The sequence below is a fragment of the Xanthomonas nasturtii genome, from assembly GCF_023337365.3.
Classification (GTDB): Bacteria; Pseudomonadota; Gammaproteobacteria; order Xanthomonadales; family Xanthomonadaceae; genus Xanthomonas; species Xanthomonas nasturtii.
This window is the reverse complement of record NZ_CP142084.2, coordinates 2,890,875-2,907,314: the sequence shown is the minus strand read 5'-3', so window position 1 is coordinate 2,907,314 and position 16,440 is coordinate 2,890,875. Positions and strand designations below refer to the sequence as shown.

Genomic DNA, 16,440 nt, shown 5'->3' with positions numbered 1-16,440 from the left:
CAGAAACCAGTGCGTACATTAACGAAAACTGGCAGTTCCAGCACGTCGAAAATGCGGGGAAAGCCCTGCAATGGATGTGGTTTGGGGGTTTTTCAGGGGCGACGAACTACAAGCGTGTGGAGCGCTTGTACCGCGAGCAGCAGCTGCAGGTCCGCCGCCGCAAGCGCAAGAAAGTGTCAGTGGGCGAGCGTCAGCCGCTGCTGCGGCCATTGCAGGCAAACCAGGTGTGGTCGATGGACTTTGTGTTCGACCGCACCGCCGACGGCCGGGCGATCAAGTGCCTGGTGATCGTGGACGACGCCACACACGAAGCGGTCGCCATCGAGGTGGAGCGTGCAATCTCGGGCCATGGCGTGACGCGTGTGCTGGAGCGGCTGGCCATCAGCCGCGGCTTGCCGCAGGTGATCCGCACCGACAACGGCAAGGAGTTCTGCGGCAAGGCGATGGTCACCTGGGCGCATGCGCGTGGCGTGCAGTTGCGACTCATCCAACCCGGCAAGCCAAACCAGAACGCCTATGTCGAATCGTTCAACGGCCGGTTGCGCGATGAATGCCTCAACGAGCACTGGTTCCCGACACTGCTGCACGCACGCACCGAGATCGAGCGCTGGCGACGCGAATACAACGAGGAGCGACCCAAGAAAGCAATCGGCGGCATGACGCCCTCCGCGTATGCCCAACAGCTGGCCAACACCCATATCATCAACCCCGGACTCTAGACCCGGCCGCTACTCAGGATGGGGGGACGTCGCTGTCTTGCAGCCTGTCTTGCGTTTGGGGGGGGCAGGCAGTGGGACGCAGACATGTCTGCTTGGTGCTGTGCCCGTCTGGACTATGGCGATCCCGTTTGTCCGAATTGCGATGTTGCTCTTGCAAAGAGAAAGCCGCCATTGTCTAAACGGCAGCTTTTCTTAGAACCTGTTCACAATCTTCTGAGTAACAGTGCCAAGAAGGCCAAATGGATGAACTGCAGGCTGGTGTTGAGTTTGCGCTCGCAGTTCTTCCATAGCCTTCGGTTCTTCTCCAGCCAAGCAAAACTACGCTCGACAATCCATCGCTTGGGCATGACCTTGAAGGTGTGCAGTTCGCTGCGCTTGGCAATCTGCACCGTGAGCTGCTCGCCTAAAATCTCTCGCGCGCCGCTGGCAAACGGTACTCCGGTGTAACCGCCGTCGCACAGTAAGCTTTGTACAAGCGTCAGGTTTGACTGACAGCGCTCCAACGCCTGCAGCGCACCTTTGCGGTCGGTCACCTCCGCCGTCGTCACCGCGATTGCGTGGGGCAACCCCTGACTATCAACAGCGATATGCCGTTTGATGCCCGACACCTTCTTGCCTGCGTCATACCCCTTTTGCCCAGCTGTGTCCGTGTTCTTGACGCTCTGCGCGTCCACGATCAAGAACCTGGTGCAAGCGTTGCGCCCCTGTCTCACGCGGGCCACGCCAACCTGATTTTTTGAGCGCCCGCTCCAGCAGGCTCACCCCCTCATCGTCGCACTCGCTCCACTTGGCAAAGTACGAGTGCACGGTCCGCCACTTCGGAAAGTCACTGGGTAGCGCTCGCCATTGGCAACCGGTTCGCAGCACGTACAACACTGCGCACCACACCTCATATAAATCCACACGGCGTGGCTTGGTGCGCTTGCGCGCTTGTTCCAGGATCGGCAGCACGTGTGCGAACTGCTCCCGGCTCATGTCACTCGGATAGCTCTTTTGGCGCATCCGCATAGTCTGCACTGATCTGCGAAGATCGTGAACAGGTTCTTAGGACGAAATTTTCAACGTCTAGACCGATGTGCCCGTGATTGCATTGCGGTAGTAGTTCAATGCTCCTGCCGAGACATATACAGGCGGGTGACGCAGTGCATCTTGGGCGATAATTCTGTTTCCTTGGACGCCGTACCCTCACCCCAACCCCTCTCCCGGTGGGAGAGGGGCTTTGGCGCCTCGAGTGGCTAGGGGGACGTCAGGGAAGTAGTGCATCGCTGGTCAGTGGTTGAGTGGTCAATCGGTGCAGAACTTCCAGTTCGCGTTACATCAGAACTTTCAGTCCGCGTTACATCAGAACTGCCAGTTCACGTCACATCAAAAATTCCAGTTCATGTCACATCAGAACTTCTAGTTCACGTTACATCAGAACTAGAAGTTCACGTCACATCAGAACTTGTAGTTAACACCCAGCACGAACGTACGGCCCCATTCGATGTATTCCAGTGGACGGTCCTTGGTTTCTGCGTAGGTGCGGTACGGCGAGTTGCTTAGGTTGCTGGCCTGCAACAGCAGGGTGAGGCCGGACAGGCTGCTGGTGTCGCTGAAGTTGTAGCTGATCTGCGCGTCGGTGATGTTTTCGCCGACCACGTAGCGCAGCGTGCGGTTGCCGTTGAAGTTGCCGATCTCGCCGATGAAGTCCGAGCGGCGACGTTGGCTGACGCGCGCTTCGAAGCCCTTGTGCTCGTAATACGCAGTCAGGTTGTAGACGCGCTTGGACAAGCCGGGCAGGCTGATTTCCCCGTCGCCCACGCTGGAGGCGCTTTCCGGGTCGCGGATCTTGACGTCGCTGTCGTTGAAGGTGGCGCTGGCCTGGATGCCGAAGCCTTCCAACGGGGCGAACACTAGATCCAGCGGTAGCGAGGCGGTGAGTTCGACGCCGCGCAAGGTGCCGCCTTTGCCGTTGAACGGGGCGCTGAAGGTGCCGGTGGTGAGTACCGGCGCCGAGCCCGGTGGCGGGACGTAGCCGGCAACCAGTGCGGAGAAGTCGTAGTTGTCGCGGCTCTGGGTGTAGATGTAGCTCTTCAGGTCCTTGTAGAAGAATGCGGCGGCAAGGTAGGCGCGCTCGGCGAAGTACTTCTCGTAGGAGATGTCGATGGCGTTGGCGCGCCATGGATCGAGCGTGGGGTTGCCGCCGCTGGCGCCCGGGCGGCCGGTCGAGGTGTCGACACCGAATTCCAGCGATGCCCGAAGCTGGTCCACGCGTGGGCGTGCGACCTGCTTGGCCATGGCAAAACGCAGCGTCTGCTCGTATGGGAACTGGAAGGCCAGGTTCAGGCTGGGCAGCCAGTCGCGGTAGGTCTTGCCATCGTCGATGGGCCGTACTTCACTGCCGGCCGGCTGCGAGGCGTCCCAGTAATTGGCTTGCGAGGACTGGTCGGCACTCTGCAGCTGCACGCCGATATTGCCGCGCACACCGACGCTGCCCCATTCGGTGTCGAGGTTGGCACGCAGCCATGCGGTGGTGATCTTCTCTTCCACCGTCCAGGCCTTGGACACCAGGAACGATGCCTCGTCGTTCGGGTTGAACAGCATGTAGCGCGAGACCGCCGCCGGTACATTCCACGCTGGCAGGGAGCCGAGACCGGCAAAGCCGAGATTGACCGGCGCGTATTGGAGATCCGCTGCCACCGTGGCCTCGCCCTGCGCGCCCAGCGTGATGTTGCCTTCCGGCTGGGTCTTCTGCTTTTCGCGGTTGGCGTAGTTGACGCCGACATCCAGATCCGAGAACCAGCTCAGCGCCTCAGGCATCGGGAAGCTGGCCTGCAGGCGCGCGCCCTTGAGCACGTCTTCCACGCGCGGCACCTTGCCGTAGCCGGAGCCCTAGATGGTGTTGCTGAGGAACAACTCATCGGGATTGGAATAATTCATGCCCGGCGCCAGCTGCGAGAAGCCGTTGCCGACAACCGACACGCCCACGGTGTCCAATTGCGGCATCGGTGCGCGCTGGAGATTGTTCTCCAGATTCAATTCGTCGCGGGTGGCCTTGGAGTAGTTCAGGTCGGCGACGATCTTGACCGCGCCGGCGGTGGTTTCGTTATTCCAGCCGAAGGCCTCGATCTTGTCTTCGCGCTTGTTGTACATACCGCGGACCAGCGGATAGACGCCGCTGGCGGTGCCGCCGACGAAGCTGCCGTTATCGTTGACGCGCACGTCGGTGATGTTCAGGCCCGGCGTGTAGCCACCGTTGTAGTTGCTCAGATTGAGCTCGAACTGGTTGGCGGTGTCGATTTGCTCGGCTTCGGTATGGAACGCATCGAAGGTGCTGGTCCAGGCGTTGGACGGGCGGTACTGCAGCGTCGCCATGAGGCCGTCGCGCTTCTGATTGCCTGTACGCCGCAACGCTTTGATGCCATCGGAGAAATACACGCCATCGGCCACGCCGGGGCGTCGACGCTGCGCGTTGACCTGCTGCCAGGGTTCGTACAGACCCACCTGGTTTTCCTGGAGGGGCATGTCGGTGTGGGCGTAGCCGATGGTCAGGCCGATGGTACGGTCGGCGAACTGGTCGATGTAGCTGATGTTGAAGCGGTTGCCGTACGGGTCGACGTTGGCGGCCTTGCCCAGCGAATTGCGCTGATAGCGGCCACCGATGGCGATCACGCGCTCGTTGTAGCTGAGCGGGCGGGCGGTCTGCATGTCCACGGTGCCTGACAGACCCTGACCAACCAGGCCGGCATCGGGCGTCTTGTAGACGGTGACGCCGCTGACCAGCTCGGACGGGTATTGGTCGAATTCCACGCTGCGGTTGTCGCCGGTGCTGACCACTTCGCGGCCATTGAGCAGGGTGGTGGAAAAGTCCGGCGACAGGCCTCGCACGCTGATCACCTGCGCGCGGCCGGCCACACGCTGCGCAGCCAGGCCGGGCAGGCGCGCCAGCGATTCGGCGATGCTCACGTCCGGCAGGCGGCCGATGTCTTCGGCAGAAATGGCTTCCACGATCGAGGTGGAATCGCGTTTGACCGAGATGGCGCCTTCGATCGCGCGGCGCAGGCCGGTGACCTGGACCTTGTCCAAGTCGGTGACCGCGCCAGCGCTCTGGTCGGATGCGCTTTGTTGGGTGTCGCTTGCGTGTGCAGGCGTCGCCGATTGCGCGGCGGCCCATGTCGGTGCCATGGCCACAGCCAGGGCAATACTCAGCGCGGAGCGCTTGTGCTTCAACATTTTCCCCTCCCAGGTACATGTTGTTTTGATTTTTGATCCGGCAGACGCCTGGATGTCATGCGCCGCGTGCCACGATGGGCGTCACGACTGCGACGTATGGTAGACACGGCACCTGGGTGCAAACGGGCACTGCATACGTATTCACTGCGGCGTTGGGCGATGAAATCGATTCCACGCAGGCCTTGCCTGTCGACTGCATGGCAGCTGGGCATCAGCCACCCAACGCGACGCGCAATGCGCAACGGCCGTTATGCCGCTGCGCGATGTCATCGATCGTGCAGCACGTGTGATTGCGCCGCAGCAAACGCGTGATTCAGCGTTTTCCATCCACCGGCACGAAGCGAATGGCCTGCCCACCGCCCGGTGCCAGACGCAGCTCCAGGGTATCGGCACTGCTGACCTGGCGTTCTTCGCGCACGAAGGCGAACGGCTTGCTGACATAGTCCGCGCCGTCGCCGTCGCGATAGATCTGCGCGGTGTAGCGCACGCCGGGTTCGAGAAAGCCCAGCGGTACCTGCAGCAGGCGGCCATGCTCGTCGGTGATGCTGCCGAGGAACCAGTCGCGGCTATGCCGGTCCTTGCGTGCGATGGTGACGTAGTCGCCCACTTCGCCATTCACGGCGCGGGTCTGGTCCCAGTCCACCGCCACGTCTTCGATGAAGCGGAACGCGTCGCGGTGCTGCAGATAATGCTCGGGCAGATCGGCGGCCATCTGGATCGGGCTGTAGAGCGTGACGTACAGCGCCAGCTGCCGCGCCAGGGTGCTGGGAATCGCCTGGCCGTTACGGCCCTTCAGGCTGACGATGCCTGGGGTGTAATCCATTGGCCCGGCGAGCAGCCGCGTAAATACCAGGTTGACCTCGTGCTCGGGTGGGTTGGGCGGCTGGCCCCAGGCGTTGTATTCCATGCCGCGCGCGCCTTCGCGCGAAATCCAGTTGGGATAGGTGCGGCGTAGCCCGGTGTCCTTGATCGGCTCGTGCGCGTTGACCGCGATATGCCGCTGCGCCGCTTCCTGCACCACGTGCAGGTGGTGACGCGCCATCCACTGCCCGTCGTGCCATTCGCGCAACGGCGCGCCGCCTGCGGGGTTACGACGCTCCACCTGGCCGTCGTCGCAGACGTAACCGGTCTTGACCGAATCCACGCCAAAGCGTGCATACAGGTCCATCGCCTCGGCGATCTGATCTTCGTAATGGTCCACTGCGCACCCCGTTTCGTGATGGCCGATCAGATGCACGCCCTTGGCGGCGGCGTATTTGCTCAGTGCGGGTAGGTCGAAATCCGGCGTGGGCCGGGTGAAATCGAAGCTGCCGCCGTTGCCGAACCATTCGCCGTCCCAGCCGGGATTCCAGCCTTCGACCAGCACGCCACGAAAGCCGTGGTCGGCGGCGAAGTCGATGTAGCGCTTTGTCGTTGCGGTGGTGGCCGCGTGTTTCGGGCCGGTGGCCCAGGTGTGTTGGTTGAGGTGCATGGACCACCACACACCCACGTACTTGGACGGCTTGATCCAGCTCACATCGCCCAGCACGTTGGGCGCGTTGAGGTTGAGGATCAGGTTGGATTCCACCAAGCCGGTAGCCTGGTCGGCAATCTGCAGCGTGCGCCATGGTGTGTCGAACGGCAGGCTGCGGCGCACCTTCCAGCCTTCGGCAGCCGGCGACAGCTGCGCGCGCAGGCGCTGGTTGTCGGTGCGTCGGAGCCACATGCCGGCGTAGTCCACCAGGGCCGCTTCGTGCAGCGCGATGTGCAGCCCGCTGTCGGTGCGCAGGGTAAGCGGGGTATGCGCCAGCGCGACCTGATTCAAGGGCGTGTGCTGATACAGATACTCGTAGTGGATCGGTTCGCCTGCAGGAATCCACCAGGCATCGGCAGGCTGGGCGATGGCGAATTCGGTCACTTCCTCGTCGATGATCGCCTCACGCAAGCCTGCTTGCGTGGGGAAGTGATAACGCAGGCCCAGCCCGTCGTTGTAGACGCGAAAGATCACGTCGAACTTGCGCTGCGCACCGTCGCGCTCGACCAGGCTCACGCGCAATTGGTTGTAGTGATTGCGCACCCACCGCGTTTCGCCCCAGGGCTGTTCCCAGGTGTCGTCGTGACTGTGGCGCGCTTGTGCAAGCACCACCATGCCGCGGTCCAGCCGGCCGTCGCGCAGCGTGAACCCCAGCCGCGAGCGTTGCACCACCGCCTCGCCCAGGCGCTGCACGCGGTAGTACGGCGTGCCGCCATCCACCTCCAGGCTGACCTGCAGCACCTTGTTCGGCGATTCCACGCTGAGGGTGGTGACTTCGGCATGGAGTGGTGGCGCAGTGCCGCCAAACAGCGTGAGGACCAGCAGTTGGGCGATCCATGCGGCGCCCAGTGTCGAGCGTGCTCGACGTGAAGACAGCGGCATATCCCCTCCCAAGGTGACCGTTGTGCAGGCAGCGACTATGCAGTGGGCGGCAGTGGATGCGCCGTGCTGTGCGTTGCCTGGAACCCATGAATACGTATGCAGTGGTGCGGAACAGCGGAGTGCGCGTCTACCATGGCGCCACGGCACCTGGGAGGGTCCGCGCCCGTGGCACGTCTGTGCCGCGCACCACAACGCGTGCAACGAGGGAGGAAGGCCGACAGCGCAAGCTGTCTTGCCGCTTCGATGCTGAAGATGATCTGCATGGCTGCAACGCTCGGCGTTGCGGCGAGCTCGCCGGTGTTTGCCGACGCGCTGGAATTTCAGGGGCGCAGGGCGAAAGCGCAGGCGCTGGACGACGGCGGTTTCATGTTGCGTGGGCCGTACGGCGAACGCCGCATCGCCGCGCAACCGATGCGCACGCACACCGCCAGCCCACTGTTCGATGCCTTGTTCGCGCTGGCGCAGCAGGACATGGCCGACGACCGCGTCGAGGCGATCCGCGACCCTGCGTTCAACGACGGCAAGCCGGTGCCCTGCACCTGCTTCGAAACCGGCGAGCGTTGGCCCTACGTGTGGACCCGCGATGTCAGTTTTGCCGCGGATCTTGCATTGGCGCAGCTGGAGCCGGAGCGCACGCGCAACGCATTGCGCTTCAAGCTCTCGGCTGCACGCGATGGGCGCACGCCGGGGTTGTTCGTGGCACAGGACACCGGCTCCGGTGGCAGCTGGCCGATCAGCAGTGACCGTGTGGTGTGGTTCCTGGCAGCGCGTGGCCTGCTGGACGACAAGCCGTTTGCCGAACAGGTGTGGCAGGCATTGCAGGCGACGATCGCGCAAGACCGCGATGCGGTTTTCGATGCGCAGATCGGCCTCTACCGCGGCGAAACCTCGTTCCTGGATTGGCGCGAACAGACCTACCCGGCATGGACGCGCGAGGACGTGCGCTTCATTGCCGAGTCCTTCGCACTCTCCACCAATGTGCTGCATTACCAGGCGCTGCGATTGGCCGAACAGGTGGCGCGGCAGCATGGCGATCCGCGCGCCGCGCAGTATGCGCAGTGGGCCGATGCGCTGCGCCACGCCATCGATGCGCGGTTCTGGGACGCGCGCAGCAGTCAGTACGCAAGCTATCTCGGCAACGCGGCGCATCCGGTGCGCTATGCCAAGGCGGATCTGCTCGGTCTGTCGCTGGGCGTGCTGGCCGATATCTTTCCGGCACAGCGGGCGCGCCTTGCGCTGCGCAATTACCCAACGGTGGCTGGCGGCAGCCCGGTGGTGTGGCCGCAGGAGGCCGCGCAGCCCATCTACCACAACCGCGCCGTGTGGCCGTTCGTCAGCGCCTATGCGCTGCGCGCCGCACGCAGGCTGGACGATGCGCCGCGCATCGCACTGGAGCTGCAGTCGCTGATGCGCGGCAGCGCGCTGGCGGGCTCCAATATGGAAAACTACGAAATGCAGAGCCTTGCGGTGCATGTGGAAGAGGGCGCACGCAGCGGGCCGGTGGTGAATTCGCCACGTCAGCTATGGTCGGTGGCCGGCTATCTGTCGGCGGTGCTGGAAGGAGTGTTCGGGCTGTCGGCCGATGGCAGCGTGCAGCCGAAATTGCCGCGGTCTTTGGTGCCACTGCTGTTTGGCGACGCCGAGCAAATCGTGCTGGAAAAAGGCGCACGGCGCTACGTGCTGCAGCGCCCGACGAACGACGCTGGCGATTTGCTGGTGGCCGGGCGCGTCGAACAGCAGGGGCAGACCACGCTGGTGCAGCTGGTTGGGCAGGTCGCCGATCTTGCGGCGCCAGCGCAACCGGCGCACGTCTTCGCACCGGAGACACCGCCTGCGCCGGTCGCGCAACAGATCGGCAAGACGTCTCGCATCGCCATTCCGGCGGGCACCACGCTGTATCTGGATGGCCGGGCACTCGACGCCAGCGCGCACTGGGATCTGCCTGACGATGGCTTGCTGCATGTGCTCAGCCTGACCCGGCGCATTGATGGGTTGGAATCGCTGCATGGCCCGGCATTGACGCTCGGCCCGCTGCAGCAGTTGCCGGGCAGCCAGCGCTGGAGCTGGCGTCCTGCGCGCGCAGGCATGCACCGCGTCTCGCTGCGGTATCGCAACGACACTGGTCCGATCAATACCGGTGTGACCGCGGCGGTGAAACGGCTGCTGCTGGAATGCCCCGGGAAACCTGTGCAATCGCAAATCATCGTGATGCCGCATAGCTTAGGCGAGCAACTCTCCACCCAGGTTACCTTCGATGCGGTGGCGGGGCAGGCATGTACCTTCCGGCTGGAGGACGGCTTCAACATGAGCGCGTTGGCGCATTTCGCGCAGTACAACGGCGGCCGCGGCGGCCGCGATGGGGTCGTCAACGCGGCCCAGATCAGCGCGTTGCTGGTTGGGCCCGCGGCACACGTGGAGGCCGCGCCATGACCGCCAAGCCACGGTTGAACTTCTGGCAGATCTGGAACATGTGCTTCGGCTTTCTGGGCATCCAGTTCGGTTTCGCATTGCAGAACGCCAATGCCAGCCGCATCTTCCAGACCCTGGGCGCGCAGGTCGACGACGTGCCCGGGTTGTGGATCGCCGCACCGCTTACCGGTCTGATCGTGCAACCGGTCATCGGTTACCTGTCCGATCGCACCTGGACCCCGTGGGGCCGCCGGCGCCCGTATTTCATGGTGGGCGCCGTCTTCACCACGCTCGCCTTGCTGGTGATGCCCAACGCGCCGCTGCTCTGGGTCGCTGCCGGGACGCTGTGGGTGCTGGATGCATCGATCAATATCTCGATGGAGCCGTTCCGCGCGTTGGTGGGCGACCAGTTGCCGCCATCGCAGCGACCTGCCGGCTATGCGATGCAGAGCTTTTTCATCGGCGTCGGCGCCATTGTCGCGAGCTTCCTGCCCTGGCTGCTGACCCACTGGGGCGTTGCCAACACTGCGCCGCCCGGCCAATTGCCCGGCAGCGTGCGCTATGCGTTCTACCTCGGCGCGGCGGTGTTGTTCCTGTCGATCACCTGGACCGTGCTGCGCACGCGCGAATACAGCCCCGAGCAACTTGCCGCTTTCGACGATGCGCATCCGCCTGTCGCCGTTGCGGCAAGCACCGGTGCGGCGCCGTCGTCTGCGGCGAGTGTGCTGTGGTGCGGTCTGGGCGTGCTGCTGGCCGCGGCCATCGCCTGGCAACATGGCGACCGCATGCTGTATGTGTTGGCCGGGTTGTGTATCGCCTACGGCGTCTTGCTCGCATTGGCGCGCATGCTGCCTGCCACCAGCATGCTGGTGGCGATCGTGCAGGACGTGCGCAGCATGCCGATCACGATGCGTCGCCTGGCCTGGGTGCAGTTCTTCTCTTGGTTTGCGTTGTTTGCGATGTGGATCTACACCACCGCTGCAGTGACGCAGGTGCACTTCGGGGCAAGCGACACCGCATCGGCAGCCTACAACGATGGGGCAAACTGGGTCGGCGTGTTGTTCGGCGCCTACAACGGGTTTGCCGCCTTGGCCGCAGTGGTGATTCCGCTGCTGGTGCGTGCGATTGGATTGCGCTGGAGCCATCTATGCAATCTGTGGCTGGGCGCTGCCGGCCTGCTGTCGATGCTGGTCATCCGCGACCCGCACTGGTTGCTGCTGTCGATGCTGGGCGTCGGTTTTGCCTGGGCTTCGATCCTGTCGCTGCCGTATGCCTTGCTGTCCGACAGCGTGCCCGCCGCCAAGATGGGCGTGTACATGGGCATCTTCAATTTCTTTATCGTGATTCCGCAGCTGGTCGCCGCCAGCACGTTGGGCTTCGTGCTTCGCGCATGGCTTGGCGGCCAACCGATCTATGCGCTGGCCATCGGCGGGCTCAGCCTGTTGATTGCAGGCATGTGCGTGGTGCGGGTTCCAGTGGCCTCGGGAGGGCAGTGATGCGCAGTGCGATGTATGTGGCGTTGACGATGTATGCAGGCGTGGCAATCGCGGCACCCGCCAGCAAGAACTATTACGGCACCTTGGAACCCTTCGCTGCGGATGCGGTGTATTTCGTGGTGACCGACCGCTTCGTCAACGGCGACACCGGCAACGACCAACGCGACCAGGGCGGGGCGTATCGCACGTTCGATGTGCCCACGCCGTGCGCCGACGGCAGCGACGACAACATCGGTTACCTCGGTGGCGACTTCAAAGGCATCGTCGAGCATGCCGATTACATTCGCGACCTCGGGTTCGGTGCGGTGTGGATCACCCCGATCGTCGACAACCCCGATCAAGCGTTTACCGGCGGCAAGCCGATCACCTGCGGCAGCACGCTCAGCGACCACGGCAAGACCGGCTATCACGGCTACTGGGGCGTCAACTTCTACAAGCTCGACGAACATCTTCCCAGCCCTGGCCTGGACTTTGCCGGCTTCACCCGCGCCATGCACGCCAGCAAGCTGAAGGTGGTGCTGGACATCGTGGGCAACCATGGTTCGCCGGCCTACAGCATGCCGCAGGCACAGCCGGGTTTCGGCAAACTCTACGATGCGCAAGGGCGCCTGGCCGCCGACCACCAGAATCTTCCGCCGGCGCAACTGGATCCACAGCACAACCCGTTGCATGCCTTCTACAACACCGGCGGCGGCCTGGCGGAGTTGTCCGACCTCAACGAGAACAATCCCGCGGTGCTGGATTATCTGGCCGGCGCGTATCTGCAGTGGATGGAGCAGGGTGCCGATGCGTTTCGCATCGATACCATCGGCTGGATGCCGGATCGCTTCTGGCACGCCTTTGTGGCGCGCATCCGCGAAAAACGCCCCGGGTTTTTCATGTTCGGCGAGGCCTTCGATTACGACGCCAACAAGATTGCCGGGCACACCTGGGCGCGCAACGCCGGCGTCAGCGTTCTGGATTTCCCGTTGAAACAGCAGCTTTCTGCGGTGTTCGGGCATGAGCAGGCGGGTTTCGAAAAACTCGCAACGCCCTTGTTCCTGCGTCAGGGGCCGTATGCGAACCCCTACGAGCTGATGAGCTTCTACGACAACCATGACATGGCGCGCCTGGATGCCAGCGATAACGGCTTCATCGATGCGCACAATTGGTTGTTCACCGCGCGCGGTATCCCGGTGATTTATTACGGCTCGGAAATCGGCTTCATGCGTGGCCGCGCCGAACATGCGGGCAACCGCAATTACTTCGGCGTCGAGCGTATTCGCAATGCGCCGCAGAGCCCGATCTTCGGGCCGCTAAAACAAATCGCCCAGGTGCGTCGCGACACGCCGGCATTGCAGCGCGGCATGCAGGTGGATGTGCAGCTACACGGCAATCAGGCCGCGTTTTTGCGCGTTTATCAGCATGCCGGCACGACTCAGACCGCGTTGGTGCTGCTCAACAAGGCCGATACCGCCGCAACCATCGAAGTGAAGCGCTTGCTGCATTCGGGCGTGTGGCGCGATGCGGTCAGTGGCGAGCAGGTGCAGGTGCAGGGGCGGCTCACACTGCCGGTGCCCGCGCATGGCGTGCGCGTGCTGCTGTCGGATGCGCCGATCACCGACCCCGCATTGCGCAAGCAACTCGACGCGCAGATGGCCGATCAAGCCGCGCGCGACTCTCGCAACCGGTAGGAGCGCGCTGGCGCGCGACGGGGTGTCACCGGTAGTGCTTCATCGCGCGCCAGCGCGCTCCTAAAACGGGTTCGGCGGATCGTGATCGATCCTGCAGCCGGCCATACACGCTCTAACGATTCCCGATTCCCGATCCCTCAGCGCCCGGCAGCCTTGCTCGCCGCCTGGCCGCGCACCGCATCGCCAGCTTCAACGGCCGCCGCCGGCGCCCATCCCAGCGGCGGCTGCAACCCGCTACTGCGCGAAGAATCGCGTAGCGCCAATCGCACCGGAATCGTGCGGCTTTGCGCCGCTTCGCCGCGAATCAGGGCGACCAGGCTTTCCACCAGCAACGTGCCGGCCTGCTTGGTGTCCTGCTGCACGGTGGACAGCGCCGGCGCAACCGACGCTGCCAACGCAATATCGTCGAAGCCGCTGATCGCCACGTCCTGCGGCACGCGCAGGCCGCGCTCACGCAATGCGCGCATCGCACCGATCGCAATCAGGTCGCTGGCTGCGCACACCGCATCGAACGCCTTGCCGCTGGCCAGCAGTTCCAGGCACGCGGTGTAACCGGACAACTCGGTGGTGATCGCATCGAACTGCAGCGAGGCCTCGGCAACCAACTCCTGCTGCGCCAGTGCGGCAACGTAGCCGCGGTAGCGCTCTTCGAATTCGGGGTAGTGATTGGACGCGTGGCCCAGGAACGCGATGCGCCGGCAGCCTTGCGCCAGCAGATGCTCGGTGATGTCCAGCCCGCCCTGGTAATTGTCGCTGCCGATGGAGATGCCGGGCTGGCCGGGCAGGGCCGCACCCCAGCGGACGAAGTGCGTGCCCTGTTCGACCAGCAACTGCAGCCGCTGGCGCGATTGCTGATAGTCGCCGTAGCCCAGCAGGATGATGCCATCGGCCTTGTTGCTGTCTTCGTAGTCGGCCTGCCAGTCCTTGGACAGCTGCTGAAACGACACCAGCAGGTCGTAGCCCTGCAACGCGCAGGCGCGCGTGATCGAGCCCAGCATCGAATGAAAGAACGGGTTGATCAGCGAATCGTCGGCGGTGGGGTCTTCGAAGAACAGCAGCGCCAGCGTGCCGGCATTGCGCAACCGCAGCGAAGAGGCGTTCTTGTCGACCTTGTAGTTCAATTCCTTGGCGATGCGCAGGATGCGTTTGCGCGTTTCCTCGTTGACCATCGGGCTGCCGCGTAACGCGCGCGACACGGTTGGCTGCGACACGCCGGCCAGGTAGGCGATATCCAGCGAGGTGGCTTTACCCTTGATGGTCATGGTCGGCAACGACAGGACAAGTGGCCGGCATCATGCCATGCGCCCGCCAATGCCGTGCCGCCGCACGCAACGGCCGGCTGATTGGTTTACCATTCATGCCCAAGACCCCTTGCGAGAAGGTGGCCCGCGCCCAGCGCCGGCCCAGCGTGCGACATGAGCACTACCACCGCCCACCGCTGATCCTTGCCTGCGCCAGCGCGCAGAGCGCCTCTATGGCGTTGTCTTGCCTCCTCCGCATTCTTCTCCGAGCCTGTCCAGCAATGGCCAGATCTCCCATGGCAGCCGAGCGCTGCAGCCAGACCAGACCTCATTCTTGCCCATGATCAACATCACGCTCCCCGACGGCAGCCGCCGCGAATTCGAATCCCCCGTCTCGGTGATGCAGGTCGCCCAGTCGATCGGCGCCGGCCTGGCCAAGGCCACCATCGCCGGCCAGGTCGACGGCCAGCTGGTCGACGCCAGCGACGTCATCGACCATGACGCCAGCCTGCGCATCATCACCGCCAAGGACGCCGAAGGCGTGGAGATCATTCGCCACTCCTGCGCACATTTGGTCGGGCACGCGGTCAAGCAGCTCTACCCCGAGGTCAAGATGGTGATCGGTCCGGTCATCGCCGAAGGCTTCTACTACGACATCTACAGCGAGCGCCCGTTCACGCCCGACGACATGGCCGCGATCGAGCAGCGCATGCAGGAGCTGATCGCGCAGGACTACGAGGTGATCAAGAAGGTCACCCCGCGCGCGGAGGTGATCGAGGTGTTCGCCAAGCGCGGCGAAGAGTACAAGCTGCGCCTGATCGAGGACATGTCCGAGGACATCACCGCGATGGGCCTGTACTACCACCAGGAATACGTGGACATGTGCCGCGGCCCGCACGTGCCCAACACGCGCTTCCTCAAGGCCTTCAAGCTGACCCGTATTTCCGGTGCCTACTGGCGCGGCGATGCCAAGAACGAGCAGCTGCAGCGCATCTACGGCACCGCCTGGGCCGACAAGAAGCAGCTGGACGCCTACATCCTGCGCATGGAAGAAGCCGACAAGCGCGACCATCGCCGCATCGGCAAGGCGCAGGACCTGTTCCATCTGCAGGAAGAAGCGCCCGGCCTGGTGTTCTGGCACCCCAAGGGCTGGTCGCTGTGGCAAGTGGTCGAGCAGTACATACGCAAGGTCTACCGCGACAGCGGCTACGGTGAGGTGCGTTGCCCGCAGATCCTGGACGTCTCGCTATGGCAGAAATCCGGCCACTGGGACAACTACCAGGACGCGATGTTCTTCACCGAATCAGAAAAGCGCACCTACGCAGTCAAGCCGATGAACTGCCCCGGCCACGTGCAGGTGTTCAACCAGGGCCTGCACAGCTACCGCGACCTGCCGATCCGCTACGGCGAGTTCGGCGCCTGCCACCGCAACGAGCCCTCCGGCGCGCTGCACGGCATCCTGCGCGTGCGCGGCTTCACCCAGGACGACGGGCATGTGTTCTGCCTGGAATCGCAGATCGAATCCGAAGTGACCGCCTTCCATCAGCAGGCGCTGGCCGTGTACACCGCCTTCGGCTTCGACGATATCCAGATCAAGATCGCGCTGCGCCCGGAAAAGCGCCTGGGCGACGACGCCACCTGGGACAAGGCCGAAGCCGCGCTGCGCAGCGCGCTGGGCGTATGCGGGGTGGAATGGCAGGAGCTGCCGGGCGAGGGCGCCTTCTACGGCCCCAAGATCGAATACCACCTCAAGGACGCCATCGGCCGCACCTGGCAGCTGGGCACCATGCAGGTCGATTTCATGATGCCGGGCCGCCTGGGCGCCGAGTACGTGGACGAAAACAGCCAGAAGAAGCATCCGGTCATGCTGCACCGGGCCATCGTCGGCTCGATGGAGCGTTTCATCGGCATCTTGATCGAACACCACGCCGGCGCCTTCCCGTCCTGGCTCGCTCCGGTCCAGGTCGTTGTCGCAAATATCACCGACGCACAGGCAGACTATGTGGACTCGGTTCGGAAAACCCTTGCAAATCAAGGCTTCCGTGTCAACGCCGATTTGCGTAATGAGAAGATCGGATATAAGATCCGCGAACATACGCTGCAACGCGTGCCGTACCTGCTCGTCGTCGGTGACCGCGAGAAGGAAAATGGCGCAGTCGCCGTGCGGACGCGTTCGGGGGAGGACCTCGGGACCATGACGGTCTCTGCCTTCATCGAACGGCTGCAGGCCGAGCAGGCAGCGTGAGCCAACCCCGGCCGGTCTGGACGATGATCCCGATGCGCCGGTTCGATTCC

At 63.7% G+C, this 16,440-nt stretch carries 7 protein-coding genes and 3 pseudogenes; 6 read left to right on the top strand and 4 right to left on the bottom strand.

Features of this window, described 5'->3' with window-relative positions; translation table 11 throughout:
* Nucleotides 1-104 precede the first annotated feature (104 nt).
* Nucleotides 105-719: pseudogene (locus tag M3O59_RS12630) on the top strand (IS3 family transposase); the annotation flags it as partial.
* Between the two features lie 203 nt (nt 720-922).
* Here the strand turns inward: M3O59_RS12630 and M3O59_RS12625 are convergent.
* Nucleotides 923-1,721 (bottom strand): IS5 family transposase gene (locus M3O59_RS12625; protein WP_373419014.1). Its coding sequence is split into 2 segments (ribosomal slippage): nt 923-1,451 and nt 1,450-1,721, totalling 801 coding nucleotides; the frame shifts between segments, so codons are not numbered across the junction.
* A gap of 435 nt (nt 1,722-2,156) precedes the next feature.
* A pseudogene (locus M3O59_RS12620) lies at nt 2,157-4,931 on the bottom strand (TonB-dependent receptor).
* A gap of 52 nt (nt 4,932-4,983) precedes the next feature.
* Here M3O59_RS12620 and M3O59_RS12615 point away from each other — a divergent pair.
* Nucleotides 4,984-5,221, top strand: a pseudogene (locus M3O59_RS12615) (hypothetical protein).
* 23 nt (nt 5,222-5,244) lie between these two features.
* Here the strand turns inward: M3O59_RS12615 and M3O59_RS12610 are convergent.
* Complete coding sequence (locus M3O59_RS12610; RefSeq protein WP_116905668.1) at nt 5,245-7,326, bottom strand: glycoside hydrolase family 97 protein; 2,082 nt, start codon at nt 7,324-7,326, stop codon at nt 5,245-5,247.
* Between the two features lie 243 nt (nt 7,327-7,569).
* Here M3O59_RS12610 and M3O59_RS12605 point away from each other — a divergent pair, with 243 nt between their 5' ends.
* The 3 genes from M3O59_RS12605 to M3O59_RS12595 are packed head-to-tail and all read left to right on the top strand — an operon-like array spanning nt 7,570 to nt 12,904.
* Nucleotides 7,570-9,756, top strand: a complete 2,187-nt coding sequence (locus tag M3O59_RS12605; RefSeq protein ID WP_116905669.1) for a glucosidase family protein — start codon at nt 7,570-7,572, stop codon at nt 9,754-9,756.
* A complete protein-coding gene (locus M3O59_RS12600; protein WP_116905670.1) occupies nt 9,753-11,231 on the top strand; it encodes an MFS transporter in 1,479 nt (492 codons plus the stop codon). Before M3O59_RS12605 ends, M3O59_RS12600 begins: the two co-directional genes overlap by 4 nt.
* Before the next feature lie 47 nt (nt 11,232-11,278).
* Nucleotides 11,279-12,904, top strand: a complete 1,626-nt coding sequence (locus tag M3O59_RS12595) for an alpha-amylase family glycosyl hydrolase (protein ID WP_181920530.1) — start codon at nt 11,279-11,281, stop codon at nt 12,902-12,904.
* Between the two features lie 137 nt (nt 12,905-13,041).
* Here the strand turns inward: M3O59_RS12595 and M3O59_RS12590 are convergent, their stop codons facing one another.
* A complete protein-coding gene (locus M3O59_RS12590; protein WP_064630251.1) occupies nt 13,042-14,166 on the bottom strand; it encodes a LacI family DNA-binding transcriptional regulator in 1,125 nt (374 codons plus the stop codon).
* Between the two features lie 319 nt (nt 14,167-14,485).
* On the opposite strand from M3O59_RS12590, the gene thrS reads away from it, so the two are divergent.
* Complete coding sequence (thrS, locus tag M3O59_RS12585) at nt 14,486-16,390, top strand: threonine--tRNA ligase (protein WP_249046882.1); 1,905 nt, start codon at nt 14,486-14,488, stop codon at nt 16,388-16,390.
* Nucleotides 16,391-16,440 lie beyond the last annotated feature (50 nt).

Coding starts and splice junctions, on each gene's coding strand:
- thrS (WP_249046882.1), top strand. CDS start 14,486: ATGATCAACATCACGCTCCCCGACGGCAGCCGCCGCGAATTCGAATCC.
- M3O59_RS12605 (WP_116905669.1), top strand. CDS start 7,570: ATGCTGAAGATGATCTGCATGGCTGCAACGCTCGGCGTTGCGGCGAGC.
- M3O59_RS12610 (WP_116905668.1), bottom strand. CDS start 7,326: ATGCCGCTGTCTTCACGTCGAGCACGCTCGACACTGGGCGCCGCATGG.
- M3O59_RS12600 (WP_116905670.1), top strand. CDS start 9,753: ATGACCGCCAAGCCACGGTTGAACTTCTGGCAGATCTGGAACATGTGC.
- M3O59_RS12590 (WP_064630251.1), bottom strand. CDS start 14,166: ATGACCATCAAGGGTAAAGCCACCTCGCTGGATATCGCCTACCTGGCC.